We start from the raw sequence: 22,232 nt of genomic DNA, 5'->3' as shown, positions 1-22,232 counted from the left end.
CGGTCAGTTCCTGATGGCCCAGAATTTCAGTTCAAGCTCGGCGAATTCGCCGGACACGTGGAACGCGAAACCGCCGGAGCGTTCGAGTTGTGCCAGGTCTTCGGAACTGAGTTCGAGGATGAAATAGGTTTTGTTCGAGTGGAACGCGATCTGCCGTGGGGCCACCGGCAACGGTTTGACCTTGATCCCCGGCAAGTGCAGGTTGACCAGTTGGCGGATGCGCTCCACCGGGCCGACCTTGAGGTGCTGCGGCAAACGCTGACGCAGTTCTTCGGAGTCGCAGTTGGCACTGGCTGCCAGCACGAACGAGGCCGAGCCGAGCAGTTTGTGATCGTGCAACGGCGAGACGATGATGCCGTACTGACGCGCCTGCAGGATCAACTCGATGGCGTGCTGTTCGAGCACCATCGACAGCACCTGACGGATCGCTTCCATCAGTTTGCGGAAGCTTGCGCCCTGATCGGCGTGGGAATAGCGGCTGTCCAGACGCGGGCGTTTGCTCTCGCCGGAGAAGGTCGCCAGATCGCCGAGCATGGTCAGCAGCGTGCGGTACAACTCTTCCGGGTGCACTTGTTCCAGACCGAGGTAATGGCGCAGCAGCAGTTCGGTGCGGTTGATCAGTTGCAGCATCATGAAGTCGCCGACTTCAGCGCCGCCGACCTTGCCGTTGGAGCGAATTCGCTCGGCGATGGTGTCGCCACGGTGGCTGAGCATGCTGATGACTTCTTTCAGGCACGACAGCAGGTAGCTGGAGGCGTGGGCCTGAATGTAGGTCGGGACGAAATCCGGGTCGAGGCTGATCACGCCGTCGGGCGTGGTGTCGAGCACGTCGCAGATTTTCAGCTTCACGTAGGCCTGATCGCTCTGCTGCTCGCCGAGCAACAGTTTGAAGTCCGGACGACCGCAGCTGACCTGACTGGCGGAATCATCGCCGGCGTTGGAGTCGGCGACTTCGGCGTCATACGCGGTGTAGCGCGCGAGCACGTCGGATTGCTCCGGGCGCCGGGCCTCGATGTGGTTGCCGGTGACCAGCGGCAGCGCCAGATAGATCGGCGTGTTGCCGGTGTTCGGCGGCACGTCCAGCGCCAGCGGCTCGGTGTTGCCACCGAGTTCGAACAGGCTGCCGTCCGGCAGAATCCCCGAGGCTTCACTGATCACCAGTTTGCCCATGTTGAGGAACTGCAAGTCGATTTCCAGATTGAGAAAACCCCAGGTGTAGCCACCGAGCAATTGCGTGCGGGTTTTCATCTGGTGATCGTAGTAACGATCGTTGTGCTGGAAGTGCTGCGGTCGCAGCAGCATGCCTTCCTGCCAAATGACTTTATGGGTGTTCATGATCAGTCATCCGCCTTGGCGAGCACTTGTTGGGTGTTGCGGATACCGGCCTGATCGAGGGTCAGATCAGCCTCGGTGAGTTCCAGCGGAGTGATCTGCACGGTGTGGCGCCATTGCGTATCCGGCAGGTCGCGATAGGCAGCGAGGATGCCCACGTAACGGCTGCCCTCCTCCACGCTGAGTTTCAGTTCCACGGTTTCACCCGGGCGCAGTTCGAGTTCTTCGCTGGCCACCAGATCCGGGTTGAGGGATTCCTTGGCGCGCTCGTAGAGGCTGAAGAAATCAGCGTTCTCGAAGGTCACCGGGTGCTTGAGTTCGAACAGGCGCACGACGATCGGCGACGGCCGACCATTGAGGTCCGGGTTGAGCTGATCGCTGCCGGTCAGTTTCAGATTGATCTTGGTCACTTTCGAGTACGGCGACAGCGACGAGCAACCGGCAAGCAGCACCAGCACGGTGAGCGCAGTCAGCGTCTTGAAAAAGCGGTCGAGCGGCGAGACATGCGCATCATCCTTGGTGGTCGGTGTGGAGGGTGGAGATCAGGCGGATCTGTTCTTCGTAGGCCTGGGCGAAATCGCGGGCCAGCAGACGCTCGCTCCAGTCATCGTCCTGACGCAGGGCCTGGTGATAACGGCCGAACGCTCTCCAGCGCCCGCCCGAGGTGGCGATCAACGGCTTGCTGTCACGCTCGAAACGCAGGGTCAGTTGCTCTGGCGAGAAGTGCTCCAGCGTGCCGCGCACGGCGGCGCGGCTGGCGGTCAGCAGTGCCACTTGATGCGCCTGCAGGTCGCGGAATGCACGGGAGATCGCTTGCTCGGCGGGCAGATGGCCAGGCTTGCTTGGCTGCAACAGAATCTGCAGTGCTTCGCTCGGATCGACGGCGAATTTCAGCGGGTTCTTGTTGGTGCCTTGCACGGTGGTCTGCGCCAGACGCAGTTCGTTTTTCAGCTCGGAGCGGGTACGCAGGCTTTGCTGCAAACCGCCGATGCTCTGGCGCAGCAGCCGCGCAGCGTTCAGCGCCAGCGCTTCGCGTTCGTCGTGGCTGAGGCCTTTGACGTCGACGCCCAGCGCCGCGCCGAAGTGCTCCCAGAAACCTTCGCTCTGACGCTCAACGGCTTTCGGCGCAGGCGCCGGCTCAGGTTCGACCGGGGCGGCAATCAGCTCCGGGACCATCAGGCTTTCCATGTCGATGCGCGCGTAGTCGGCACGTTGACGTGAGTCTTCCGGCTTGGCGGTGGGCGACAGCAGCTCGTCGATTTCCGAGTACACGCGCTCTTGCTGTTCGAGGGCGTTGAGCGGGTCGAGGTCGAGGAACGCGTCGTCCGGAATGATGCTGCCAGCGGCGCGCGGGCGGCCGACTTCGCCGTCAAAGGTCGCCGGGTCACGAACCAGCCGCGCACGGATCTCGAAGTCGCCGAGAATGTACGTGCTGCCGTGCTCGATGCGCACCGGCTCGCCCTTGTGCAGGCGCGCGCCGCTGCTGCCGTCCTGGACACCGTTGCTGCTGGTGTCGGTAAGGAAGAACGAGCCCTCGCGGTAGCTGACAATCGCGTGGTGATTGGACAGGTGACGCTTGCGGTCAGGGATGATCCAGTCGCAGTCCTCGCCGCGCCCGATCACGCCACCGGCCTGTTTGAAGGTCCGCTGGCACAGCTCGGTGGGCACGAACTGCTTGGTGTTCAGCATTTCGAAAACCAATTCCATGTTTGATGCTCCTTGCGGTCACTTGCCGCGATTGACCGCTTGCGGATCACCCAACGGGCGATAGTCGTTGTCGTTGAATTTGTAATTGCCGCTACAGCCGCCAAGGCCGCATAGAACGACGAGGGTCAGCAGGACAGCGTGCCAGTGACGAACAGACATCAGAGGGTCTCCAGGTGTAGACAAAGCACAAAGCGCCGACCCTTGCGGGCGGCGCTGAAATAAGTTTTTGAGGTGGGCTCAAAGCCTCTAGATCGGGGCCTTGCGCCATAGCCTGGAGGTACGGCGACCTCCCGTGGCGAGGGGACTTGTCCCCGTTGGGGTGCGCAGCGCCCCCATAACCTGCCAGCGCGATTTCTCAGTGAAACCGTATTTGCCGGACTGCGAGTGCTGCGCAGCCGGACGGGGATAAATCCCCTCGCCACAGGGTATGTGTTGGGTTCGGAGAAGTGCTGTAGCTCAACCATCAAAGTCACCCAAATTGATATTCAGGCGCCCGAGGCGGTACAGCAGCGTGCGCCGTGGCAGGCCCAGTTCGCGGGCCGCGAGGGTCTGGTTGCCGTCGTTCTTGCGCAGGCAATCGAGCAGCAAAGTGCGCTCGACCTGCTCCAGGCGTTCGCGCAGATTCAGGCCGCTGTTGTCCTCGGGCATCGCTTCCAGACGCAGGGAAAAATGCTCGGCGAGCAACTCGCCGCCCTCGCAGAGCAACACCGCGCGCTCGACCAGTGCCTTGAGTTCGCGAACGTTGCCGGGGAAGTTGTAGCCGCACAGATGCTCCAGCGCCGAATCCGACCAGCGCACCGGATCACGCTGCAAAAACGTGCAGGTCTTCTCGGCGAAATGCCGGGCCAGATCGAGGATGTCGCCTTCGCGCTGACGCAGGGCCGGCAGCTCGATCGGGAACTGCGCGAGGCGGTAGTACAAGTCCTCGCGGAACTTGCCTTCGCTGACCAGCGCCGCCAGATCACGGTGCGTCGCGGCGATGATGCGCACGTCGATCTTGTGCGTGTCGTTGGAACCCAGCGGACGGATCTCGCCTTCCTGCAACACGCGCAGAATCTTCGCTTGCAGCGACAACGGCATGTCGCCGATTTCATCGAGCAGCAACGTGCCGCCATTGGCCGCGTCGAACAGGCCGGCCCGATCGCGATCGGCACCAGTGAAGGCGCCTTTGCGATAGCCGAACAGTTCGCTTTCCAGCAGGTTTTCCGGGAACGCCGCGCAGTTCTGCACGATGAACGCCTGGGAGCGACGCGGACCACAATCGTGAATTGCCCGCGCCACCACTTCCTTGCCGGTGCCGGTCTCGCCACGCAACAGCACGGTGTACGGGCTGTGGAGGATCTTGCTGATCAGCGAGTAGGTCTGGCGCATCGCCGCGCTTTTACCGATCAGGCCGTAGCCGCTGATGCTCGGCACAATGCGAGTGACGGTGGCCGATTCGGCGGCTGGCTGACGCAGGCGTTGCAGCAGATGCAGTTGGCCGAGCACGAACGAGCCGAGCTGGCCAAGGGAGTCAGCGAAACCCTGCAAATCAGTGCGACGACGACTGGCACACAGCAACAAGCCCTCAACCGACTTGTGCTGATTGACCAGCGGCACGCACAACAGCGACTGCCACGGCGTGCTCGTCGCCGGCAGAAAACTGGTTTCGTGCAGGCTGCCGGTCAGGTCGTCGAGGCACACCACGCGGTTCTGGCACAGGGCGAATTGCAGCAGTTGCTCACCGTTGTAATCCGCCGGCAGGCTCGCCGCCTGACGCGGTTGCAGCGCGCCGTCGAGGCACTCGGCATTCATCCCCAGGCAGGTGTGGGTGGCGTCGAGCAGATACAGCTGCGTCAGTTCGCAGCCACTCAGTTCGGCCAGGCCACGGACGAATTCACCCAGCAGCGCAGCACTGTCCGCCGCCCGCGACAGACTGGCGAACTGCGCCAGCAACGCTTCGGCATAGACCAGTGGCTGCGGCACTTGAGTGAACATCACGCCCACCTCAGACGAACTCGCAGGTCACGCTGGAGTTGCCGTCAAGCGTGGCATGCACACGCTTGAGGCTCTCGCCGGTCGCCATCGCGTCGAGCAGACGGTCGGCCACCAACGGCAGCACGTGTTGATCGAGCAGATGATCGATCAGGCGCGCGCCGCTTTCGCTTTGCGTGCAACGCTCGGACAGGTGATCGACGAGGTTCTGGCACCAGCTGAAGTCCAGCTGACGACGGTTCAGGCGCTCGCCGAGACGGCCGAGTTTGATTTCGATCAGCTCGCGCAGCACCGGCCCGCCCACCGGGTAGTACGGCACCACTTTCATCCGCGCCAGCAGCGCCGGTTTGAAGTGTTTGCTGAGTACCGGGCGAATGGTTTCTTCGAGCACTTCGGCGGTCGGCCGCGCGCCGTCTTCGCAGAGTTCGCTGATCTTGTCGCTACCGAGGTTCGAGGTCATCAGGATCAACGTGTTGCGGAAGTCGATCTCGCGACCTTCGCCATCGTTGGCCACGCCTTTGTCGAAGATTTGGTAGAACAGGTTGAGCACGTCCGGGTCGGCCTTCTCGACTTCATCGAGCAACACCACCGAATACGGCTTCTGACGCACCGCTTCGGTGAGCATGCCGCCCTCGCCGTAACCGACGTAGCCCGGTGGCGCGCCAATCAGACGCGAGACGGTGTGCTTTTCCTGGAACTCGGACATGTTGATGGTGGTGATGAAGCGGTCGCCGCCGTACAACAGGTCAGCCAGGGCCAGCGCGGTTTCGGTCTTGCCGACGCCGCTCGGCCCGACCAGCAGGAACACACCGACCGGTGCATCAGGCTTGTTCAGGCCGGCAGCGGTGGCGCGCATCGAACGATCCAGCGCGTGCACGGCTTGTTCCTGACCACGGATGCGGGTGCGCAAATCGGTGGCGAAACTGGCGACCTTGGCGTTGTGCTCGCGGGCCAGTTGCGCCAGCGGCACACCGGTCCAGGCGCTGATCACTTCGGCGACCAGACGCGGGCACACTTCGAAGCTGACCAGACGTTCTTTGACTTGCGCAGCGGTCAACGCGGCGTGGGTTTCATGCAGCTGAGCTTCCAGCGCTTCGACGCTCTGGCCTTCTTCGACTTCGGCGACCACAGTTTCAATCACGGTGCCTTCGGCGTCTTCTTCAACGCTGACGGTCGGCTCGACGGCTGCGGCTTCACGGGCCTTGGCCAGTTGCTGACGCAGTTCCAGCAGACGCTCGGCCAGCTCTTTCTGCTCAGTCCACAGGGATTCCAGCGCGAGCATTTCGCTTTCGGCTTCGTCCAGCCGCGCTTCCAGTGCTTCCAGCGCTTCGTGGTCGATCAGCAGACCGGCCTCGGCATCGCGGCGCAGGGCCTGACGCTGACGGCCGCCTTCAGCCAGTTCGCCACGCAGGCGCTCGAGGCTTTCCGGGGCCGCAGCGAGGCTGATGCGCACGCGGGCGCACGCGGTGTCGAGGACGTCGACGGCCTTGTCCGGCAGTTGCCGACCGGCCAGGTAACGCGCGGACAATTCAGCAGCGGACACCACCGCGTCATCGCGCAGATAGATGCCGTGGCTCTTCTCGTAGACCTGAGCCAGACCACGCAGAATGGTCACTGCTTCGCTGACAGTCGGTTCGTGCAGTTGCACGGGCTGGAAACGACGGGCCAGCGCCGGGTCTTTCTCGAAGTATTTCTTGTACTCGGCCCAGGTGGTCGCGGCGATGGTGCGCAGTTCGCCACGGGCCAGCGCCGGTTTCAGCAGGTTGGCCGCGTCGGAACCGCCGGCATTGCCGCCCGCGCCGATCAGCGTGTGGGCTTCGTCGATGAACAGAATGATCGGTTTCGGCGAGGCTTTGACTTCGTCGATCACGCCTTTCAAACGACGCTCGAATTCACCTTTGACGCTGGCGCCGGCCTGCAACAGGCCCATGTCCAGCGACAGCAGTTCAACGCCTTTGAGCACTTGTGGTACTTCACCGGCAGCGATGCGCGAGGCCAGACCTTCGACGATCGCGGTCTTGCCGACACCGGCTTCACCGACGACGATCGGGTTGTTCTTGCGGCGACGGGCGAGGATGTCGACCATCTGCCGGATCGCGCCGTCACGGCACAGCACCGGGTCGAGTTTGCCGTCGCGGGCCTGTTGGGTCAGGTTGTGGGTGAAGCGCTGCAACAGCGATTCGCCTTGCGCCGCCGGCTTGCCGTTGGCCGCCGGTTGCTCCTGTTGCGACAGGGCAAATTCCTTCAGGCGATCAATGTTCAGTTTGGCGAGCAGCGGTTGATAGCGGCTGCCGGCATAACGCATCGGGTTGCGCAGCAACGCCAGGATCAGCGCGGCGTCTTCGACCTGGGCCTGGCCCAGCTCGAGGTTGGCCACCAGCAGCGCGTCTTGCAGCCATTGCACCAGTTCCGGGGCGAACACCGGGTTGCGCGAAGCGCTGTGCTCGACCCGCGACTGCAATGCAGCGGTCAGTTCACCGGCGTCGACGTCAGCATCTTGCAGCGCGCGCGACAGCAAGCCGTTCGGGCGCTCGAGCAAGCCCAGCAGCAAGTCTTCGACGAGGATCTTGCTGCCGCCACGGGCGACGCAACGCTCGGCCGAACGTTCCAGATCACGACGGGTTTCGGCGTCCAGCGCCTGGATGAGTTGTTGCAGGTCTACGTTGATCATGGCTCACGTCCTTAATGAATTTTGCTGCCCAGGGTCACCACGCCGTCCGCTTTTTCGCGGCCCAGCCAACTGGTCCAACCGAGGCGACAGGCGTTCTGCTCACCGATGCGCAGTTCGCGGATTTCTTCCTGGCGCAGGACCAGGCGAATGTCGTAATCGAGCGGGTCACGCAAGGTGAACCGCACCAGCGCGCAAAGTGGCTGGTAACCGAAACCGATCGGCAGGAATTCATGGAATCGCTGCCAGTCGAGTTCGGTGATGTGAATGCGGAATTTGCCACTGCGATCGCGCACGTGCTCGCCCAGTACCAGGTCTTCGCCGAGTACGCTGTTGGCGCGGCCCAAACGATTGCGCTGCTCGTCGAGAATTTCCACGCGGCGCTCGATGCACTGCTCGATGACCAGGTCTTCGTGCTTGAAGTAGTAACGCAGCACGGCTTCGATCAGTGCCGCCGAGTGCGCGCGCAAACTGAGCAGGCCGAGGTACGGCAGCAAGCGTTTCCAGTTGAGTTCCTTGGCCTTGCGGATCTCGTCGCCGCCCAGGCCGATCAGCGCAAACAGCTGCGCCGAGAACGGGTCGATCGCGCCGCTCTGGAAGCTCGCGCGGTAGCGGTACTTGCGCCAGATGGGCAGCATCAGCCGTTGCAGGCGATGGTGGAACAGGTCGAGGAAATTGCGCGTCGGGTTGCCGTCCTCGCTGTCGCCCAGGGCTTGTTCGCCATAGAACGCCGGCAGCGGCGAACCGGAGCCGACCAGACCGATCAGGTTGAAGCGCATGCGCGCGCGCATCTTGCCGTGTTCTTCGAAAAACTCGACGCGATCGACGTCGCTGCGCGGAAAGCCCAGGCTCGGGTTGGCCTGGAACTCGACCTGATCGTACAGATCGTCTTCGCTCAGATGCGGGTGTGCCTCGCGCAGCCGGTCGATCACCAGCAGCACGGCCTGAAACAGCGAGTACTCGCGTATTACCTTGGTCAGCCCGCTTAAAGCAGGGGCTGCAGGCCCATACGTGGTGTCCATTGGTACACCTCTCCCTGTGTGCTTTTTACCCGCAGCTCATGGAATGAATTGAGACTGGCGTAAAGCGCGAAAAACTCGTTGAGAACCGAAGCGAAGACGAACAGGTCGCCCTCGCCGATATAGCCTTCCGGGTCGATGGTCAACTCGGTGCGCAAACCGCGCACCGGCAGACCGCGATGCAGGCGGTCGACGTGGTGATGCTTGATGTGCTTGAGGCCGCCGAGCAGGCGCTTGCTGACCTTCTCCGCGTGCTGGTCGTAGTAGCGCGGCAGGTCGTAGGTTTCCAGTATCACCTTCAACGCATTGACGTCCGCCAGCGACAGATAGTTAAGCGACATGTTGCTGATCAGCTTCCACAGGAAGTCACGGTTCAGCGGCGGCGCGAAGCTCGGAGTGGCCGGGGTGATGTTGCGGAAACTGAGGAATTCCGGGGTCTGCTCGCTGGCCATGCAGATGTCGCCGAGCTTGAGCTTTTTCGGCAGGTTCTGGTTGGTGCACATCAGCTCGATCGACAGGGTTTCGTGGGCTTCGGTGTGGCGGATGCCGAAGCTCAGGTAAGTGTCGAGGCCGTCATGCAACAAGGACGAACGCTGGCGAATGCTGTAATGCGGACGGCTGTTGGGCACGTCGAAACTCGGGTCGTGCTCGAAGGATTCGAACGGCACGTATTCCTGATAACCGAGACCGCCGGGCTTCCAGCCAGTGACGGTTTCCACCGAGAACACACCGCAGTTTTCCAGGTCGTATTCCGCCGGCAGCAACAGGTACTCGTCCTGCTTGCCGTCGAGACGGATCGGCAGCGCGTCGTGCTCGAACAGATTGACGATCGGCGTGCAGAACAGCTTCACGTTATCGAGGGTCGGGCGCATGCGCATGATGCCGCTCTTGCGAATGTCGAAACGCAATTCGAGGCCACGCATCTGCTTGAGGGTGTCTTCCGGCAGCGCCTTGAGAATGTCCAGACCGTTGACGTCGACGAACAGGAACTTGTCCTGGAAGGCGAAGTATTCCTGCAGGTAGCGATAGCCACGAAAGGTGTTCAGCGGATACGGGATCAACGCTTCTTCTTCGGCAAAGCCCACCGGTTTCACCCGGTCACCGGGAATCTTGAACGCCATCGGCTTGCCGCTGACGCCATCAATCGGCTTGCCGGCGCCGTCGAGCGGGATCAGTTCGATGCCGTCGAGGTTGCGCAGCAGGCTCAGGTAGAGCATCTGGCTGATGTAGCGCTCACCGGCAAAGTGCAGGCGCAACTTGCTCAGCTCCAATTCGCCGAGGTGGCCGTCAGCGCTCATTTCCAGGCGCAGGCTGAGCAGCGAGCCATCGCCCTTCACCGAGTAATTCAGTGCGGCCAGATCCAGCGGCAAGACTTCGGTCGGGTAACAGGTGCGGAAACGGCAGCGCACGTCTTCTATCGGCTTGCTCTCGATCGGCGTATCGCGCTCGACCAGCAGCGCCGGCCCGGAACGCTTGAGCGGATCAAACTGCAAAATGCTGAACGCCGGCAGCGGGCGCATGTAGTTCGGCCACAGCAACTGCATCAGCGAATGGCTGAGCTCCGGCAGTTCGTCATCGAGCTTCTGGCGCAGGCGCCCGGTGAGGAATGCAAAGCCTTCGAGCAACCGCTCTACATCCGGATCCCGCCCGGCCTGCCCCAGATACGGCGCCAGCGCCGGACTACGCTCGGCGAAACGGCGACCGAGCTGGCGCAGTGCGGTGAGTTCGCTTTGGTAGTAGTGGTTAAAGGACACGGGGTACCTGCCTGGTAGTGGAACTCATTTAAAAAAACAGCAGAACAGTTCATGCGGGTAAGAAACTCCCCGCGGGCAATGTCGGCCATAACGCCCAACAGTCATGCTTTAACTTCTCGATTTGAAAAAAAAAACGCGATCAATCAATTGGCCAGCAAATATCGCCGCAAAAGTCAGGACACCACCCATCGAGGTGTAAGCCATCGCACGGACGGGGTAGTGAGGCAAAAAATAGTACAAAATAAGTCCCAGCATTAATGAGACAGACAGGACCTTTAATTTCAGCTTGGGGACAAAAAACGCTATAGCGTTCATCACCACAAAATACTGAACCATTAGATCCGGCGTCATACCGATGCCGATACCTCTCGATGTCAACCCGCCATACATATCGATATATACGTCGACACCGTAGTTATGCAAAGGAATATACAGGGCACATACTATCAGGTGTGGAATACAGGCAACTAAGCGACGAGCTTTCATTTATTCCATGCCCCGTACTGATCCATATCGCCTTGCGAAATTGGATTTATTAACTTCGCATTCGATACAGGCACATAAGGTGCGTCAGTAAGTTCAATTGTGTGCGGGATACCTTTATCGTATACCGTGTCTTTTTTCACAACCAACTTGCAGTTTTCTTTTGCCCACAATATCCCTCGCAATATGATGAAGTTATCGTAAACGTCTTTCGGTCCTCGCTCTGCTCCGGTATAGGCTTTGCCGTCGCCCCAGGTCACACCCGTTTCACCAGCCAGCTTTATTGCGAGTTCTACCTGCTTTGTTTCTCGCAGATATTTTCTATAGGTGTTAACCGCAAACGGCACCTGGCCAATGCCATCAGTCCAATACGGTTTATCCTCCATGAACACCATCAAGAACTCAGCACCGCCCACGGCACGGAATTTCCAGTCACCCGGCATTCCAGAGTGAAAAGTGAATGAAAACCGGTCGACGATTGCGAAGTCGATCAGCTCCTGCCAAGTAACATGTTTATAAGCCGCATGCGATTCTGATCCGGCCTGCGTTGTTTCCGGGTTGATCCAGACAAGCTCTCTATAATATCTGGCCAACGGTTCGAACCACTGACCCTTTTCTGCGTATAGTTTCTCCGCAGTAATAATTCTGAATGCAGAGTCATCCTTACCCGGTTTCAAGGCGAAGAGCGGCACACCACTTTTTCGTGTAATAATCCAGGCCAACGGAAGGTCAACTTTCTTAGGCTTTGTATCCTTGCTCTCAGTTGTTTCGGTAAGAACTTTAAGTGTAGTCACCTCGTCCTGAGTCACAAACGTGTAAGCGACACCATCGATGTTGATTACGGTCTCCATACCTACTAGTCCGCCGAAATATATATAGTTACAGGCTCTGCCGTCTTTCCAGTTGAAAAACCACCTGACATGCCTGTTGACGTTGAGCCTGTTTTCTCAATCCCGCTATCAGAGCGCATGATGTAGTTTAAATTTTCAACCGTTCTTCCATCTGCGGTTTTGAATTCAAAGACACGATTGAATATTCCAGGAATGATGACCGGCTCCGGCGGCACAAACGGCGCCGACGTATGCGAATTGCCAATAATCACCGTCCCGGATCCGGCCGTGACCTTATTGCCGTGAGATCCAACCGAACCTACGGTCGCAGCCGGTTTGCCGTTGATCAACACGGTTGTCGCAAGATCGCCGACCATCGCACCACCACACGCCGAGACATCGCCTTGGCGGGCGGCCGCGAGGCCGTCGAAGAACACGTCGCCGGAACCGGCGGCGATCGGGTTGGTGCCGTGGCCGGGGAGCGGGCAAGCGGTGGGGTCGGATACGCGTGCTGCGGGTTTGCCAGACATCGGGGATCTCCTTAGGTGACCTTGACTTGACCGCTGCCATCCAGGCGCGCGGAGAAACTGACCTGACGCTTGAAACCCTCGACTTCCAGCAGGCCTTCGATACTGAAGGCCAGGCGAAGTTGATCGTGGTCACGCGGCAGGGAAATGACACGCACATTGCTCAGGCGTGGCTCGTAGGCTTCGATGAAGTTTTCGATGGCCAGGCGGGCCTGACTCAGGGAGTCGTGCAGGCTCAGGCGCATGTCATTGAGATCGGGCAACCCGTAGTCGGCCAGCGTTTGCACGCTGCCGGCCCGGGTGCTGAGCATTTTGGCCAGATGGGCAGCCACTGACGCCATGGCACAAGCCTCAAGGCTGTTGCCCTTGCGTAGTTGTGCGTCGCCGTTGAGGCGTTCGAACAGGCTGCCGTATCCGTCCATGAGTCGCTCTTACTCTTTGTCCAGCTTGCCAACCAGCGACAGGGTGAAATCGGCACCCATGTACTTGAAGTGCGGACGCACATTCAAGCTCACGCGGTACCAGCCCGGCTCGCCTTCAACGTCGCTGACGATCACTTGCGCAGCGCGCAGCGGACGACGGCCACGCACTTCGGCGCTCGGGTTTTCCTGGTCGGCAACGTACTGACGGATCCACTTGTTCAGTTCCAGCTCGAGGTCGGTACGCTCTTTCCACGAACCGAGTTGCTCGCGCTGCAGCACTTTCAAGTAGTGAGCCAGACGGTTGACGATCATCATGTACGGCAGTTGGGTGCCGAGCTTGTAGTTCAGCTCTGCCGCCTTGCCTTCTGCGCTGATGCCGAAGAACTTCGGCTTCTGCACCGAGCTTGCGGAGAAGAACGCCGCGTTGTCGGAGCCTTTGCGCATGGTCAGGGAGATGAAGCCTTCCTCGGCCAGTTCGTATTCACGACGGTCGGAAACCAGAACTTCAGTAGGGATCTTGGTTTCGATTTCGCCCATGCTTTCGAAGTGGTGCAACGGCAGGTCTTCAACCGCGCCACCGCTCTGCGGGCCGATGATGTTCGGGCACCAGCGGAATTTGGCGAAGCTGTCGGTCAGCTTGGTGCCGAACGCGTAAGCGGTGTTGCCCCACAGGTAGTGCTCGTGGCTGTTGGCAACGGTTTCCTTGTACACGAACGACTTGACCGGGTTTTCTTCCGGATCGTACGGGTTACGCAGCAGGAAACGCGGCACGGTCAGGCCAACGTAGCGGGAGTCTTCGGAGGTACGGAAGCTCTGCCATTTGGCGAATTGCGGGCCTTCGAAGTGGTCTTTCAGATCTTTCAGATCCGGCAGGCCGGTGAAGCTTTCCAGGCCGAAGAATTTCGGCCCGGCAGCAGCGATGAACGGCGCGTGGGACATGCACGAAACGCTGGCCACGTACTGCATCAGCTTGACGTCTGGCGAGCTTGGCGACATGTAGTAGTTGGCGATGATCGCGCCCACCGGCTGACCACCGAACTGGCCGTATTCAGCCGTGTAGATGTGCTTGTACAGGCCCGACTGCATGACTTCCGGCGAATCTTCGAAATCGTCCAGCAGGTCTTCTTTGGAGACGTTGAGGATTTCGATCTTGATGTTTTCGCGGAAGTTGGTGCGGTCGACCAGCAACTGCAGACCACGCCACGACGATTCCAGCGCCTGGAAATCCGGGTGGTGCAGGATCTCGTCCATCTGACGGCTGAGCTTGGCATCGATCTCGGCGATCATGCGGTCAACCATGGCTTTCTTGACCGGCTCACCGTTGTTCTGCGGCTTGAGCAGCTCTTCGATGAACGCCGACACGCCACGCTTGGCGATGTCGTAGGCTTCGTCGTCCGGGGTCAGACGGGTTTCGGCGATGATGCTGTCGAGAATGCTGTATTCGCCGCTGGCGGCGCTCTTCTCTTGTGCTGCGCTAGTGCTCATTGTGTTGGCTTCCTTGGCAAGAGTCTCAGGCGTCCGGGGCTGCGGCGTTCAGGCCCAGCTCACCGAGTACGCGACCGCGGGATTCGTCGTCGGCGAGCACGCCTTCGATCGCTTTACGGAACGCAGGTGCGTTACCCAGCGGGCCTTTGAGGGCCACCAGCGCATCGCGCAGTTCCATCAGTTTTTTCAGCTCAGGCACTTGCTCGACCAGGCTGGCCGGGTTGAAGTCCTTCATCGAATTGACGCGCAATTGCACGGCCAGCTCTTCAGCCTCGCCATCTTCCTGCAGACGGTTCGGCACGCTCAGCGTCAGACCCAGCTCTTGCTTGGCCAACACTTCGTCGAAGGTCATCTTGTCGATGCTGATCGGCTTGCGATCTTCGATTTTGCGATCGTCCTTGCGGTGGGTGTAGTCACCGATTGCCAGCAGCTTCAGCGGCAGTTCAATCTCTTCCTGAGCTCCGCCGGTGGCGGGTTTGAAGGTGACGTTGATGCGTTCCTTGGGGGCTACCGAGCCTTCTTTGGCCATGGCTTTTCTCCTTGCGGTTGTGGCCCTGGGGCCTATTCGAGTACCACTTCGAGGTCGAGGTGGCACAGCCTGCGATAAATCTCTTCCTTGCTTTCACGTACGGCGTGGTTCTGCGGCAACAACTCGCAGCAACTGTGCAGCAGGTGCAGCACTTGCAATGCAAGATCGGGCTCCCAGGCGTGCAGGCCTGAGTCCTGTAATGTCTGATCGAGGGTTTCCAGCTGGTTCTTGGCCAGTTCGTATTTCTTGGCCAGGAAACACAGCCGCGCGAGGGTGAACTGCCAGAAGAAGCGTTCACGGCCACCGTGGGCCGATTGCAGACCCTGCTTGAGAATCTGCACGGCCGGCTTCAAACCTTCCTTGCGCAGAATCGGCTGGACTTCCTCGAGGGCTTTTTCCCAGGCCGGCTGGGTTTCGACGTTCTCGCTTTCGACCTTGCGCGGCGCGCTGGCGCTTTGCAGGTGCGGCATGACGTTGGCGGCGATCCACGCCCGGGTGGACGGATCGGCAAACGGCGCGCCGTCATGGAAGCGCAATTCGATGATGCCCGGCAGGCGCTGAATCAAAAGCGCGAAGTGGATTTCCACTTCGCGCATGGCCAGCTCGGCGTTGAGGTTCTGGAGACATTCCCAGACCATCCTCTGGCCATCGAACCAGAACGGCGCCTTCGCCAGGCTCGCCTCCAATTCCACCAGCAGGTCGGCGTATTTGCCCTGATCGAAACGGTCCTGATAGAGCTTGAGCTTTTCCAGCGGCAGACCGCGCAGCACGGTGATCTGCTCGGCGTTGCGCTCGGGCACCGCGTCGATGGTCATCCACAGCAGCGTGCGATTGAGGCGCAGGGCACGCAGGTCGGTGGCTTTCTGTTTCAGCCACCAGGCACACAATGGCCGGGCGCTGTCCTGCTGGGCGCGCAGGGCTTTGTGCGCATCCCGCTCGTTGTCGATCGGCGCGCCGGGGGTGAGCAGCTGGGTCGCGGCCTGCTTGACCTGCGCCACCGCCGCGCCCACCACGCCGGGCGCCGGCTGGTTGTCGGCGGCGCGCTGAATCATGGTTTTCAGGCGGCGGGAGATCGGCAGCAGCAGCGGCGCGTCATCGCCCAGATGCTCAGTGCACGCGGCCTCAAGGCCGGCCAGGTGCTCGGAGAGCTGCCGGAACATCGGCAACTGCTCTTTGATCGCAATGTTTTCGGTGATGACCTGCTCGAGACGCGGCACCAGCCAGCCGATCGCGGCGGCACGGGTGCGGGGTTTGAGCGGGTGAACGTCGGCCCAGTTGTTTTCCGACAGATGGTGCAGCAGACCGAGGCCGGCGAGCAGCCCGGGGAAGGATTCGCGCTGGTACAGCGACCAGGTCAGCCAGGCGCCGACACGCAGATCCTTGGATTGGGTACGCAGCAGATTTTCGCTGTTTTCGCGGATTTTCAGCCAGTCGATCTGCCCGCTTTCGTGCATCGACGAAGCCTTGGCCAGCTCACTTTCCAGCGCCTCGAACTCGCTCGAAAAACGAACGTCTTCGCCCGCGAAATTCTCTTTGGAAACAGAGACTTTTGCGAGTTCGAGGTAATGGGCGGAAAGTTTGCTTGAGTAGGACATCCATGGCCTTTATTAAGGATTACAGTCATGCGCGCGAATGGAGTTTCAGCAACGCGGGACAGTATCGAAGAGCAGTTCAGCGACTCATCCAATTGAGATGTGCTCTTTCAAGTGGGCGCATCGTAATCACTATGATGGCCACTAGCAAGCATCTGATTAAACAACAAGACGAACTGTTCATTGCGGTCTGTAGGAGATCGCCCTATATGTCGCAGGGGTTTCCCTGAGGCCGATTGATATACAGCGCATTCACCATGGTCCTGCGAAACCATTGATCCAGAGCCTCCCGTTGCAGACGGGCGAGTTTACCGGACGCTCATGTCCTTGAGCGGCGTGCAGCATGACAAATCCGGAAAAAAATAGAAGTAGGACACTTCTGAATAAAGACCGGCATCTTTTAACCTTTCGCAGACGACAACGAGCATCGAAAAAAGTGCTAGCAAAATGATGGCATTTCACATAATTGAAACTTGTATGTTCAACATATACGCCGCTCCACAGCGAACTCGATAGTTATTGATGTACTTTTCCCCGGCAGTGCCTTCACCTCATGCCAGAAAATACTCTGACAAAACTCAGGGATACTTCTTACATAATTCATATCCTGCAGGCTTGGTTAAAGATCCGAGCCCAAGCAAATCCCCTTGAAACGCAGGTCTGGAGCTTTACTTCATGGAACTGAAACCACTGTTTTTCGCCGCGCTCATGTGGCTGCCCATCACCCACGCGTCAGCGGAAACCCCACCATTGGACGGCCATTACTACCTGACCGGCGCAATGGAAATGGGCGCCGAGTTGCTGTTGCGAAAGGACGGCACCTTTGATGCCGGTGTGGCGTATGGTAGCGCCGATGGCTTTGCCAAAGGCACCTGGAAAGTCGAGAACCAGACAGTAGTGCTGGAAAGCAAAACCAAGCCTGCCTCCAACAGCGATCTGGGCGGACTGTTCCAGGACCTGCAACTGGCGATCGAGCCAAACTGCCTGGCCGTGGATTTCGGCAACGGCAAGGCCTGCTTCCGACGCCAGTAAGCCAACAGACAGCCACAAAAAATGGGCACCCGACCGCAATCGGTGTGCCCATTTCTCATTTGCGGTTCTCCCCGTCATTCAGGGGAGCACGCCGCCATCAAGGATTGACGCTGTCTTTCAACGATTTGCCTGGCTTGAACGCCACGGTGTTGCTGGCCTTGATCTTGACCGGTTCGCCGGTCTGCGGGTTTTTGCCGGTGCGGGCGCCGCGGTGGCGTTGCAGGAAGGTGCCGAAGCCGACCAGCGTCACGCTGTCCTTGCGGTGCAGGGCGCCGGTGATTTCTTCGAGGACGGCGTTGAGGACGCGATTGGCCTGTTCTTTGGTCAGGTCTGCCTTTTCGGCGATTGCAGCGGCGAGTTCTGGTTTACGCATTAGTGAAGCCCCTTTGACGGTTTTTTGTTGTTATGTCCGTGCTGTTCTCGTTGGAACAGCGCCCAAGGCGCCGCAGGCTCTACTCTGCGGCAGACGGGAGTGAGAATGGCACGCCGCCAACGGCGGCGCCAGTCTCCCCAAGACCTTTGTCGGGGCAAAAGAGCGGTGTTTACGACAGAACGACCGGCATTTACGCCAGCAGCGGCGGCAGCTGTTTGTTCAGGGCCAGTTTTTCCATGACCGCCCCGCCGGTCAGGGCGTAACCGAGCAACTGACCGTCGGCACTGTGGCACAGCGCTTTGATGTCGGCGCCCTGCCCTTCGACGCTCCAAATGCCTTCGCTGCCCCGTGGCGGCGGCGAAACCACCAGCGGGCACACCGGGGTTTTCACGGTGATCGGCATCGGCCCGTAGCTGACCGGGGTCGGGTTTCCTGCGAGGGTTTGCGCCAACGCGCGCGCGCAACTCATCAGCGGCATCACGTAGAGCAGATTGAGCCCGTCGACTTCGGCGCAGTCGCCCAAGGCGTAGATGTTGGCGTGGGAGGTCTTCAGGTAACGATCGACCATCACGCCGCGATTGACCTGCACGCCGGCAGCCGCTGCCAGATCGATGCGCGGGCGCAGACCGATCGCCGAGACCACCACATCGCACGGGATGATCTGACCGTCGGACAGGTGCGCTTCCATGCCATCGGCGACTTTCTCCAGCCGGGTCAGCACCGGGCCGAGGTGAAACTTCGCCCCGATACTTTCCAGCCCGGCCTGCACGGCCGCCGCAGCGGCGGGATGCAAGAGCATCGGCATGACCTGTTCGCACGGCGCGACCAGTTGCACTTCGTAGCCGCCGAGAATCAGGTCATTGGCGAATTCGCAGCCGATCAACCCGGCGCCGAGCAACAACACCCGACGCTTGCCCGCCGCTGCGGCACGGAAGCGCGCGTAGTCTTCGAGATCGTTGATCGGGAACACCAGTTCCGCGCCGTCGCCTTCGATCGGCACGCGCACGGTTTCCGCGCCCCAGGCCAGAATCAGGTCGCGATAGGGCACGGCTTCTTCACCGATCCACAAGCGTTTGTGGCCGGCGTCGATACCGCTGATGCGCGTGTGGGTGCGCACTTCGGCGTTCAACTGCTCGGCCATGGCGCCGGGTTCGGCCATGCTCAGGCCGTCGGCGTCCTTGTTCTTGCCGAAACCGGTGGAGAGCATCGGCTTGGAGTAAGAGCGGCCGTCATCGGCGGTGATCAGCAGCAGCGGGGTTTCGCTGTCGAGCTTGCGAAACTCGCGGGCCAGGTTGTAGCCCGCAAGCCCGGTGCCGATGATGACGACTGGTGCGCTCATGCCTTACTCCTCTGATTTGCTTAGTTGATTTCGATCATTTCGAAGTCCATCTTGCCGACGCCGCAGTCGGGGCACAGCCAGTCTGCCGGTACGTCTTCCCAGCGGGTGCCCGGCGCGATGCCGTCATCCGGCCAGCCATCGGCTTCGTTATAGATCAGGCCACAGACGATACATTGCCACTTCTTCATTCAGGTACTTCCTCAGGGTTCAGGCGTAATGCCGGCGCGGACGGTCGATGGGTGCTGCGTTGCCATCCGGCTCAGGGCGTTTTGTACTGAGGGTGCCGCGCAGATGCAAGCCTGTTCGGCGCAACGGCGGCCGGCGCCGCTCAATCCTGTCGCCCGCCATGGTAAGCTCGCCGCCTCACTTGCGGCCAATAATGACTCATTGTGCAACATTCAAATGCCTGCCCCGCCCCGCTCTGGCTGACCCAAAACCGCCTGACGCCCCGCCCCGATCCGTTGACCCTCGACTGGCTGCTCGACGAAGGTTCGCTGACCCGCCGTTTGACCCGTTTGTCCGAGGATGGCTTCAGCGTGTCGCCGCTGTTCGAAGGCTGGGACACCTTGCGCGCTGATGAATGCGCGGCACTGGAGCTGGCCGAGGGCAGCGAAGGCTGGGTGCGTGAGGTGTATTTGCGTGGTCATGGCGAAGCCTGGGTGTTTGCCCGCAGCGTCGCCTCGCGGGCGGCCCTGCAAGGTGATGGTTTGCACATGGATGAACTGGGCAGTCGCTCGCTGGGTGAACTGTTGTTTTGTGATCAGGCGTTCCAGCGCCGCGCAATTGAAGTCTGCCACTACCCTGAACAATGGTTGCCGCCAGCGGTGCAAGCCCCTGAATTGTGGGGCCGGCGTTCGCGTTTCGACCGTGGTGCGCTGAGCGTGCTGGTCGCGGAAATCTTCCTGCCGAGCCTGTGGGACGCCGCCCGCGCCCATCCGGAGAACTGCTGATGTATCAGAGCCTGCTCAAGTCCCTCAACCGTCTGAACCCGCGCGCCTGGGATTTCGTGCAGTTGACGCGCATGGACAAGCCGATCGGTATTTACCTGTTGCTGTGGCCGACACTGTGGGCGCTGTGGATTGCCGGCAAGGGTTCACCGTCGCTGGCCAACATCGTCATTTTCGTCCTCGGCGTGGTGCTGACCCGCGCCGGCGGCTGCGTGATCAACGACTGGGCCGACCGCAAGGTCGACGGCCACGTCAAACGCACCGCACAACGACCGCTGGCCAGCGGCCGGATCAGTTCGAAAGAAGCGCTGGTGTTCTTTGCCGTGCTGATGGGCATCAGTTTTCTGCTGGTGCTGTGCACCAATGCGCCGACGATCTGGCTGTCGCTCGGCGGCTTGGCGCTGGCATTCACGTATCCGTTCATGAAGCGCTACACCTACTACCCGCAAGTGGTGCTGGGCGCGGCGTTCTCCTGGGGCATGCCGATGGCCTTTACCGCCGAGACCGGCGAGTTGCCAGCGGCGGCGTGGCTGCTGTGGATTGCCAACCTGCTGTGGACGGTGGGCTACGACACTTACTACGCGATGACCGATCGTGATGACGATCTGAAGATCGGCGTGAAATCCACGGCGATTCTGTTTGGCGAGGCGGATCGGGTGATCATCCTCAGCTTGCAGGCGCTGTCATTGGGCTGTCTGATCCTGGCCGGGTCGAAGTTCGAGCTGGGGATCTGGTTCCACCTCGGTTTACTGGTGGCTGCGGGATGTTATGCGTGGGAGTTCTGGTACACACGCAGCAAGGACCGCATGCGTTGCTTCCAGGCGTTTTTGCATAACCACTGGGCCGGGTTGGCGATCTTTGTCGGGATCGTGCTGGATTACGCACTGCGCTAATGCATGACACCTGCTCGCGAAGGCGCCATGTCAGTCACCTCTGCGATAACTGATACACCGCTTCGCGAGCAGGCTCGCTCCCACAGGGTTTTGGACCGTGGTTATTTGGCCTTGGCGACTTTCCACGCGCCGTCCATTTTGCCGTCGCCGGTCATGTCGCCGGCCTTCTTGTCCATCACGAAGGTGTACAGCGGCATGCCCTGGTAGGCCCACTGCATCGTGCCGTCGTCGCGTTTGATCACCGTCCAGTCGCCCATGGATTTGTCACCTGCCTGCGCCATTAGCGGCGGCCAGTTTGCCGCGCACTTGTCATTGCACGCGGACTTGCCAGCGGAGTCCTTGGCAAAGGTGTACAGGGTCATGCCCTTGTGGTCGGTGTACATGCCGTCCTTCTCCATCGCCGGATCGGCCGCCATGGCCAGCCCCGGTATTGTCAGGGCGGCGGCCAGCAGCAGGGCTTTGAACGAAGCAGTCATCTGAGTCATGGAAACCTTCTTTTGTGGTTGTCAGGATTCGGACTTAGAGCTTAGTCGAGGATGGGTGCAAATGTTGCGCGCCTGAAATACTGTCACACGACTGCAATAATTCCGTTATCTAATGCGGCGCAAGACAGTTAAATGACAAGAGGATTAAGGCATGGTTGGCAGGAGCATTCTGATCGTCGACGACGAAGCGCCCATTCGCGAAATGATCGCCGTGGCGTTGGAAATGGCCGGCTATGACTGCCTCGAGGCAGAGAACTCGCAGCAGGCGCATGCCATCATCGTCGACCGCAAACCGGACCTGATCCTGCTCGACTGGATGCTGCCCGGTACCTCGGGCATCGAACTGGCCCGGCGCCTCAAGCGTGACGAGCTGACCGGGGACATCCCGATCATCATGCTCACCGCCAAGGGCGAAGAGGACAACAAGATCCAGGGCCTGGAAGTCGGCGCCGACGACTACATCACCAAACCGTTTTCGCCGCGTGAACTGGTCGCCCGCCTCAAGGCAGTGCTGCGCCGCGCCGGACCGACCGATGGCGAAGCGCCGATCGAAGTCGGCGGCCTCCTGCTCGACCCGATCAGCCACCGCGTGACCATCGACGGCAAACCCGCCGAGATGGGCCCGACCGAGTACCGCCTGCTGCAATTCTTCATGACCCATCAGGAACGCGCCTACACCCGTGGCCAGTTGCTCGACCAGGTCTGGGGCGGCAACGTCTATGTCGAAGAGCGCACCGTCGACGTGCACATCCGCCGCCTGCGCAAGGCCCTCGGCGACGCTTACGAAAATCTGGTACAAACCGTGCGCGGCACCGGTTATCGGTTCTCCACAAAAGCGTAA

Annotated in this window: 22 protein-coding genes and 1 pseudogene; 4 read left to right on the top strand and 19 right to left on the bottom strand. The window is 60.4% G+C overall.

Annotated elements, in window-relative coordinates; translation table 11 throughout:
• Nucleotides 1-3: 3 nt before the first annotated feature.
• The 15 genes and pseudogenes from tssK to tssA all read right to left on the bottom strand — a co-directional run bounded on the left by tssK (nucleotide 4) and on the right by tssA (nucleotide 16,325).
• A complete protein-coding gene (gene tssK, locus AB4N47_RS23615; protein WP_016772510.1) occupies nucleotides 4-1,335 on the bottom strand; it encodes a type VI secretion system baseplate subunit TssK in 1,332 nt (443 codons plus the stop codon).
• A 2-nt stretch (nucleotides 1,336-1,337) separates the two neighbouring features.
• Nucleotides 1,338-1,837 (bottom strand): annotated as a pseudogene (gene tssJ / locus AB4N47_RS23610) (type VI secretion system lipoprotein TssJ).
• Nucleotides 1,838-1,842: 5 nt separating this feature from the next.
• Nucleotides 1,843-3,039, bottom strand: coding sequence for a type VI secretion system-associated FHA domain protein TagH (gene tagH, locus AB4N47_RS23605; RefSeq protein WP_016772508.1), 1,197 nt, complete (start codon nucleotides 3,037-3,039; stop codon nucleotides 1,843-1,845).
• 18 nt (nucleotides 3,040-3,057) lie between these two features.
• A complete protein-coding gene (locus AB4N47_RS23600) occupies nucleotides 3,058-3,198 on the bottom strand; it encodes a hypothetical protein (protein ID WP_003229566.1) in 141 nt (46 codons plus the stop codon).
• Between the two features lie 297 nt (nucleotides 3,199-3,495).
• A complete protein-coding gene (locus AB4N47_RS23595; RefSeq protein ID WP_341638189.1) occupies nucleotides 3,496-5,016 on the bottom strand; it encodes a sigma-54 interaction domain-containing protein in 1,521 nt (506 codons plus the stop codon).
• Nucleotides 5,017-5,026: 10 nt separating this feature from the next.
• Nucleotides 5,027-7,684 carry a type VI secretion system ATPase TssH gene (gene tssH, locus AB4N47_RS23590; protein WP_341638190.1) on the bottom strand — a complete coding sequence of 886 codons (2,658 nt, stop codon included), beginning with the start codon at nucleotides 7,682-7,684 and terminating at the stop codon, nucleotides 5,027-5,029.
• A gap of 11 nt (nucleotides 7,685-7,695) precedes the next feature.
• On the bottom strand, nucleotides 7,696-8,703 hold the full coding sequence (tssG, locus tag AB4N47_RS23585) for a type VI secretion system baseplate subunit TssG (RefSeq protein WP_056790879.1): 1,008 nt from the start codon (nucleotides 8,701-8,703) through the stop codon (nucleotides 7,696-7,698).
• Complete coding sequence (gene tssF, locus AB4N47_RS23580) at nucleotides 8,667-10,454, bottom strand: type VI secretion system baseplate subunit TssF (RefSeq protein WP_024014825.1); 1,788 nt, start codon at nucleotides 10,452-10,454, stop codon at nucleotides 8,667-8,669. Before tssF ends, tssG begins: the two co-directional genes overlap by 37 nt.
• 108 nt (nucleotides 10,455-10,562) lie before the next feature.
• Entirely contained in the window at nucleotides 10,563-10,940 is a 378-nt protein-coding gene (locus AB4N47_RS23575; RefSeq protein WP_076564579.1) for a hypothetical protein, read from the bottom strand.
• Nucleotides 10,937-11,788 carry a hypothetical protein gene (locus tag AB4N47_RS23570; RefSeq protein ID WP_341638191.1) on the bottom strand — a complete coding sequence of 284 codons (852 nt, stop codon included), beginning with the start codon at nucleotides 11,786-11,788 and terminating at the stop codon, nucleotides 10,937-10,939. The genes AB4N47_RS23575 and AB4N47_RS23570 overlap by 4 nt, the downstream gene beginning before the upstream one ends.
• Nucleotides 11,789-11,793: 5 nt before the next feature.
• A complete protein-coding gene (locus AB4N47_RS23565) occupies nucleotides 11,794-12,297 on the bottom strand; it encodes a PAAR domain-containing protein (protein WP_341638192.1) in 504 nt (167 codons plus the stop codon).
• A gap of 11 nt (nucleotides 12,298-12,308) precedes the next feature.
• The gene (gene tssE, locus AB4N47_RS23560) at nucleotides 12,309-12,716 is read right to left on the bottom strand and encodes a type VI secretion system baseplate subunit TssE (RefSeq protein ID WP_007920274.1); all 408 of its coding nucleotides are present in this window, start codon (nucleotides 12,714-12,716) and stop codon (nucleotides 12,309-12,311) included.
• 9 nt (nucleotides 12,717-12,725) lie between these two features.
• Nucleotides 12,726-14,201: a type VI secretion system contractile sheath large subunit gene (gene tssC / locus AB4N47_RS23555; protein ID WP_016772499.1), complete on the bottom strand. Its 1,476-nt coding sequence runs from the start codon at nucleotides 14,199-14,201 to the stop codon at nucleotides 12,726-12,728.
• A gap of 25 nt (nucleotides 14,202-14,226) precedes the next feature.
• On the bottom strand, nucleotides 14,227-14,730 hold the full coding sequence (gene tssB / locus AB4N47_RS23550) for a type VI secretion system contractile sheath small subunit (RefSeq protein ID WP_016772498.1): 504 nt from the start codon (nucleotides 14,728-14,730) through the stop codon (nucleotides 14,227-14,229).
• Nucleotides 14,731-14,762: 32 nt separating this feature from the next.
• Complete coding sequence (gene tssA / locus AB4N47_RS23545) at nucleotides 14,763-16,325, bottom strand: type VI secretion system protein TssA (RefSeq protein ID WP_056790892.1); 1,563 nt, start codon at nucleotides 16,323-16,325, stop codon at nucleotides 14,763-14,765.
• A 672-nt stretch (nucleotides 16,326-16,997) separates the two neighbouring features.
• Here tssA and AB4N47_RS23540 point away from each other — a divergent pair.
• Nucleotides 16,998-17,354 carry a hypothetical protein gene (locus tag AB4N47_RS23540; protein ID WP_071172084.1) on the top strand — a complete coding sequence of 119 codons (357 nt, stop codon included), beginning with the start codon at nucleotides 16,998-17,000 and terminating at the stop codon, nucleotides 17,352-17,354.
• Between the two features lie 97 nt (nucleotides 17,355-17,451).
• On the opposite strand, the gene AB4N47_RS23535 is transcribed toward AB4N47_RS23540, so the two are convergent.
• The 3 genes from AB4N47_RS23535 to AB4N47_RS23525 all read right to left on the bottom strand — a co-directional run bounded on the left by AB4N47_RS23535 (nucleotide 17,452) and on the right by AB4N47_RS23525 (nucleotide 19,254).
• The gene (locus tag AB4N47_RS23535) at nucleotides 17,452-17,727 is read right to left on the bottom strand and encodes an HU family DNA-binding protein (protein ID WP_003213368.1); all 276 of its coding nucleotides are present in this window, start codon (nucleotides 17,725-17,727) and stop codon (nucleotides 17,452-17,454) included.
• Between the two features lie 190 nt (nucleotides 17,728-17,917).
• Complete coding sequence (locus AB4N47_RS23530; protein ID WP_341638193.1) at nucleotides 17,918-19,066, bottom strand: NAD(P)/FAD-dependent oxidoreductase; 1,149 nt, start codon at nucleotides 19,064-19,066, stop codon at nucleotides 17,918-17,920.
• A 20-nt stretch (nucleotides 19,067-19,086) separates the two neighbouring features.
• Nucleotides 19,087-19,254, bottom strand: a complete 168-nt coding sequence (locus AB4N47_RS23525; RefSeq protein ID WP_003177199.1) for a rubredoxin — start codon at nucleotides 19,252-19,254, stop codon at nucleotides 19,087-19,089.
• A gap of 201 nt (nucleotides 19,255-19,455) precedes the next feature.
• Between AB4N47_RS23525 and AB4N47_RS23520 the strand changes: the two genes are divergently transcribed.
• Both AB4N47_RS23520 and ubiA read left to right on the top strand, forming a co-directional pair.
• Nucleotides 19,456-20,016: a chorismate--pyruvate lyase family protein gene (locus AB4N47_RS23520; RefSeq protein WP_341638194.1), complete on the top strand. Its 561-nt coding sequence runs from the start codon at nucleotides 19,456-19,458 to the stop codon at nucleotides 20,014-20,016.
• Nucleotides 20,016-20,906 (top strand): 4-hydroxybenzoate octaprenyltransferase, encoded by an 891-nt coding sequence (gene ubiA / locus AB4N47_RS23515; protein ID WP_341638195.1) that lies wholly within the window; start codon nucleotides 20,016-20,018, stop codon nucleotides 20,904-20,906. The genes AB4N47_RS23520 and ubiA overlap by 1 nt, the downstream gene beginning before the upstream one ends.
• Nucleotides 20,907-21,007: 101 nt before the next feature.
• On the opposite strand, the gene AB4N47_RS23510 is transcribed toward ubiA, so the two are convergent.
• Nucleotides 21,008-21,391 (bottom strand): COG4315 family predicted lipoprotein, encoded by a 384-nt coding sequence (locus AB4N47_RS23510; protein WP_041476600.1) that lies wholly within the window; start codon nucleotides 21,389-21,391, stop codon nucleotides 21,008-21,010.
• Nucleotides 21,392-21,542: 151 nt separating this feature from the next.
• Between AB4N47_RS23510 and phoB the strand changes: the two genes are divergently transcribed.
• Nucleotides 21,543-22,232, top strand: a complete 690-nt coding sequence (gene phoB, locus AB4N47_RS23505) for a phosphate regulon transcriptional regulator PhoB (RefSeq protein WP_007896474.1) — start codon at nucleotides 21,543-21,545, stop codon at nucleotides 22,230-22,232.

It is taken from the genome of Pseudomonas sp. S3_G06 (genome assembly GCF_054667565.1).
This window is presented reverse-complemented; position numbering and strand designations above follow the sequence as displayed.

What these genes read in the sequence shown, in the direction of transcription:
- tssE (WP_007920274.1), bottom strand. Translation starts at nt 12,716, where the DNA reads ATGGACGGATACGGCAGCCTGTTCGAACGCCTCAACGGCGACGCACAA.
- AB4N47_RS23510 (WP_041476600.1), bottom strand. Translation starts at nt 21,391, where the DNA reads ATGACTCAGATGACTGCTTCGTTCAAAGCCCTGCTGCTGGCCGCCGCC.
- AB4N47_RS23570 (WP_341638191.1), bottom strand. Translation starts at nt 11,788, where the DNA reads ATGGAGACCGTAATCAACATCGATGGTGTCGCTTACACGTTTGTGACT.
- tssH (WP_341638190.1), bottom strand. Translation starts at nt 7,684, where the DNA reads ATGATCAACGTAGACCTGCAACAACTCATCCAGGCGCTGGACGCCGAA.
- tssA (WP_056790892.1), bottom strand. Translation starts at nt 16,325, where the DNA reads ATGTCCTACTCAAGCAAACTTTCCGCCCATTACCTCGAACTCGCAAAA.
- AB4N47_RS23540 (WP_071172084.1), top strand. Translation starts at nt 16,998, where the DNA reads ATGGAACTGAAACCACTGTTTTTCGCCGCGCTCATGTGGCTGCCCATC.
- AB4N47_RS23600 (WP_003229566.1), bottom strand. Translation starts at nt 3,198, where the DNA reads ATGTCTGTTCGTCACTGGCACGCTGTCCTGCTGACCCTCGTCGTTCTA.
- AB4N47_RS23525 (WP_003177199.1), bottom strand. Translation starts at nt 19,254, where the DNA reads ATGAAGAAGTGGCAATGTATCGTCTGTGGCCTGATCTATAACGAAGCC.
- AB4N47_RS23595 (WP_341638189.1), bottom strand. Translation starts at nt 5,016, where the DNA reads ATGTTCACTCAAGTGCCGCAGCCACTGGTCTATGCCGAAGCGTTGCTG.
- tssC (WP_016772499.1), bottom strand. Translation starts at nt 14,201, where the DNA reads ATGAGCACTAGCGCAGCACAAGAGAAGAGCGCCGCCAGCGGCGAATAC.
- tagH (WP_016772508.1), bottom strand. Translation starts at nt 3,039, where the DNA reads ATGGAATTGGTTTTCGAAATGCTGAACACCAAGCAGTTCGTGCCCACC.
- AB4N47_RS23530 (WP_341638193.1), bottom strand. Translation starts at nt 19,066, where the DNA reads ATGAGCGCACCAGTCGTCATCATCGGCACCGGGCTTGCGGGCTACAAC.
- phoB (WP_007896474.1), top strand. Translation starts at nt 21,543, where the DNA reads ATGGTTGGCAGGAGCATTCTGATCGTCGACGACGAAGCGCCCATTCGC.
- tssG (WP_056790879.1), bottom strand. Translation starts at nt 8,703, where the DNA reads ATGGACACCACGTATGGGCCTGCAGCCCCTGCTTTAAGCGGGCTGACC.
- AB4N47_RS23565 (WP_341638192.1), bottom strand. Translation starts at nt 12,297, where the DNA reads ATGTCTGGCAAACCCGCAGCACGCGTATCCGACCCCACCGCTTGCCCG.
- ubiA (WP_341638195.1), top strand. Translation starts at nt 20,016, where the DNA reads ATGTATCAGAGCCTGCTCAAGTCCCTCAACCGTCTGAACCCGCGCGCC.
- tssB (WP_016772498.1), bottom strand. Translation starts at nt 14,730, where the DNA reads ATGGCCAAAGAAGGCTCGGTAGCCCCCAAGGAACGCATCAACGTCACC.
- tssK (WP_016772510.1), bottom strand. Translation starts at nt 1,335, where the DNA reads ATGAACACCCATAAAGTCATTTGGCAGGAAGGCATGCTGCTGCGACCG.
- AB4N47_RS23535 (WP_003213368.1), bottom strand. Translation starts at nt 17,727, where the DNA reads ATGCGTAAACCAGAACTCGCCGCTGCAATCGCCGAAAAGGCAGACCTG.
- AB4N47_RS23575 (WP_076564579.1), bottom strand. Translation starts at nt 10,940, where the DNA reads ATGAAAGCTCGTCGCTTAGTTGCCTGTATTCCACACCTGATAGTATGT.